This is a genomic window from Pseudarthrobacter sp. TAF60_1 (assembly GCF_052113505.1).
In the GTDB taxonomy this organism is placed as follows: Bacteria; Actinomycetota; Actinomycetes; order Actinomycetales; family Micrococcaceae; genus Arthrobacter.
Genome location: NZ_JBFRDI010000037.1, coordinates 1 through 3,320, shown reverse-complemented (window position 1 = coordinate 3,320; position 3,320 = coordinate 1). Strand labels below are relative to the sequence as shown.

Annotated in this window: 3 protein-coding genes; all 3 read left to right on the top strand. The window is 62.3% G+C overall.

From position 1 onward, the window contains the following. The first annotated feature begins 240 nt into the window (after positions 1-240). Positions 241-1,374 carry a tyrosine-type recombinase/integrase gene (locus AB4Y73_RS20360; protein ID WP_035741616.1) on the top strand — a complete coding sequence of 378 codons (1,134 nt, stop codon included), beginning with the start codon at positions 241-243 and terminating at the stop codon, positions 1,372-1,374. After that, a complete protein-coding gene (locus tag AB4Y73_RS20355) occupies positions 1,371-1,715 on the top strand; it encodes a helix-turn-helix domain-containing protein (RefSeq protein ID WP_012311535.1) in 345 nt (114 codons plus the stop codon). Before AB4Y73_RS20360 ends, AB4Y73_RS20355 begins: the two co-directional genes overlap by 4 nt. Before the next feature lie 172 nt (positions 1,716-1,887). Beyond that, positions 1,888-3,228 (top strand): hypothetical protein, encoded by a 1,341-nt coding sequence (locus tag AB4Y73_RS20350; protein ID WP_051423112.1) that lies wholly within the window; start codon positions 1,888-1,890, stop codon positions 3,226-3,228. Positions 3,229-3,320 lie beyond the last annotated feature (92 nt).

The following is a 3,320-nucleotide window of genomic DNA, read 5'->3' as shown; positions in this document are numbered from 1 at the left end:
GTAAAAAGGTTGTCCGCATTTTCTGCGAATATGTCCACTCTTGATAACGGCCGCGCAGGCGTGGGAATCCGCTCTGACCAGCCCGTTTACTCGCTTCGCCGTGGCAGGGATCTGCTCGGGCGAACCGGTGCGCCCTGCGCTGAACGGCTGCATAATCGGCGACTTACCAGGCGTTTTGGGCCTTGGGTTTGCATTTTTTGCATCTCGACTGCAAAACTTGCAGTCGACATAGGAGGCTTCTTGGGTGATAAGTTCGGCGGTCTCGCGTTCTTGCCTCTGCCGAATCGGGAGCCGGACCGTGACGGGTTCCTGAGCGAAGTGCTCACCGGGTGGAAGAGATCCCACTTGGCGCAGAACTTCACCCTGCAGACGACCAAGCGCCGGGTCGCCTCTGTGATGCGCCTGGCGGACTTCTCGGGCAAGTATCCCTGGGAATGGGGCCCGGTCGACGCGGACGAGCTGTTCGCTCATCTTCGCGGTGTTGAGAACCTTGCCCTTTCCACCGTCCGGGCCTACCAGACGGACATCAAGCTGTTTTGCGAGTATGCAACCAACCCTGAATACCCGTGGAACGAGAACTGCGGGCGGCTCTTCGGGACAACCTTTTCCCAGGTGATCACCGAGTTCAACAAGGCCCGACACGTCCAGGATGCCGATATGGGTCCGGAAAAGCGTGCCTTCACTCCCGAGGAGCTGCAGGCATTCTTCGACCTGGCCGACCTGGAAGTCGAACGGATTATTAACTCGGGGCGCAAGGGCGCTCTTGCCGCGTGGCGTGACGCTGTCGCCTTCAAGACCGCCTACGGCTGGGGCCTTCGGCGCGACGAGGTTCGTCACCTCAGCCTCGTGGATTTTTCCCGCAATGTTAAGGCCCCGTACTTTGGTGACTACGGCATTCTGCGCGTCCGCTTCGGGAAGCCGCAGAAGGGCTCCCCCAAGAAGCAACGGTCCGTCCTGACCCTTGTGGACTGGGCGGCCGAGGCGGTTGATGACTGGGTCAGACGCGGCCTTCCCCGGTATGGGCAGCCTGTCGGCGACCTCTTCCCGACTGACCGTGGAGGCCTGGTTCCGGAAAAGAACCTCCGGGCTCGGATGCGCGGGTTCCTTGACGAACTCGGCTTCCCGCCGGGGCTCGATCTTCACTCCCTGCGCCGGTCCTACGTCACGCACATGCAGACCGAGCACGGCTATGACACCAAGTTCATCTCAATGCAGGTTGGCCACGAACACACATCGACCACCACGATCTACACCCTGCCCTCCCCCGACTATGCCGCGCGCGAACTCGAACGCGTTCTCAACAACACCCTGCTGGCCAGCAACAGCAGGGTGCTGACCAAACCCAAAACGCCTCCCGGAAAGACACCACGATGAACCGTCAGATCGACTACCAGTTTCGCGTCAAGGAGCTGATGGCACGCGCCGGAATGCGTAACAGCCGTGATCTTGTTGCTCCGCTTCGGGAGCGCGGCATCACGCTCTCCGAGTCGCAGATCTACCGGCTCGTCGGCCAGAACCCGGACCGGATCTCGTTCCAGGTCCTGGCAGCGCTCTGCGACATTTTCAAGGTCGAAGCCAACGAAATCCTCACCTACACCGCAACGGACGCCCGCACGCAGCGCCGTCGCACCGCGGTCGGCGACGGCACGGATGTCCCCCTGCTGGCCGCCTACCGGCCGGTCCGGGCGCGCATTACCCGCCCCCATGAGCAGTGAGTTCAAGCCGCGCGGCCGTCCCCGCTCAAACAGGACGAGCGAGGGCTGCGACCGCTGCGGGAAAACCACCGGAAAAATCCGGGTCCGCTGGCCAGACGGACGCATCTGCGGCATCTGCTTCACGAACGCAACCCACCGATACGGCCGATGCCCGCTCTGCGGCGCCGACAGAATGCTCCCAGGCCGGACCGATACAGGCGAGGACACCTGCCGCGAGTGCGCCGGCATCACGACAAACCTCACCTGTGACAACTGCGGCCGCGAGGCCGAGCGCTTCCGCGGCGGTCACTGCATCACCTGCGTACTCACCACCGATCTGACAGAGCTCCTCAGGCCAAATGACCCGCCCGACCTGCGGCTAAAACGCCTGATTAAGATATTGACCGAATCCACCCGACCCGAGAGCATCTACACCTGGCTGCGCAGCAACGGTGGCCGATCCGCATCGCTGCTCAAACGAATCGGTGACCGAGAGATCGAACTCTCCCACCAGGCTTTCAACGAGCTTCCGAAGACGCCGGCAGTCGAGCACCTCCGGGCAATCCTCACCCACAACCGCATCCTGCCCGCCCAGGAAGACCGCCAGCTGGCCATGTTCGAACAATGGCTCGACGAACGCCTCAACCAACTCTCCACTACACCGGAAATCCACGCACCCATCGAGCGTTTCGCCCGCTGGCACCACCTCAAAAGGCTTCGGACAGAATCGTCCGCGACGAAGAACATGAACTACGCCGTGCGCTCGGCGAAACAGGAGATCACCGAAGCAGGAAAATTCCTCCGCTGGCTCCACGACGAGCACGGCAGGACAGCATCTTCCATCCGCCAGATCCATCTCGACGAATACCTCTCCGAGGGCACCTCGACCCGTCGACATATCAGGAACTTCATCCAATACCTCAAGCGGGAAACGCCAGGGAAGGACATCCAGGTCGCTGCGCGGCTGGCCAAAACGACACCTGTCCTCAGCCAACAGGAACGCCTGGACCTCGTCCGCAAGCTCATCGAGGCCGACAACGTCGCCGTCTCGATCCGCATCGCAGGCCTGATCTTCCTGCTCTATGGCATCCCCATCGGCAGAATCGCCATGCTCACCATCGACGACGTCGAAGTGACCGGCAAGGGCATGTTCCTCAACCTCGGCCGGTACCCAGCGCCCATCCCCGAGCTGCTGGCACCCATGTTCTGGGCCCACATCCAAAACCGCGGCGGCCAGCAGACAGTCAACCGCGACAGCCGCTGGCTCTTCCCGGGCGTCCGCGCAGGATCTCCCCGATCCCCCAACACCCACCTCCTAAAACTTCGCAGGATGGGCATCAACATCCAGGGCATCCGCAACGCCACCCTGCAATGCCTGGTCAAAGAAATCGACGCCACCTCACTCGCCCGCATGCTCGGATACAGCAAGCAGACTCTGTCCCGCCACGCCGGAGCCGCCAGCGCACCCATGGCAAGCTACGTCGTTGGCAAGAACCCCCACTTCGCCCAGGAGCGAGCCGGCAAGACGCCCTGACCGCGGGAGGCTCCGCGACAGAAGCTCCGGACAGAAGCACAGTTCCCCAAGCCAGGGAATACGCCCCAAACCGATAACCCGCTTATCCAGTT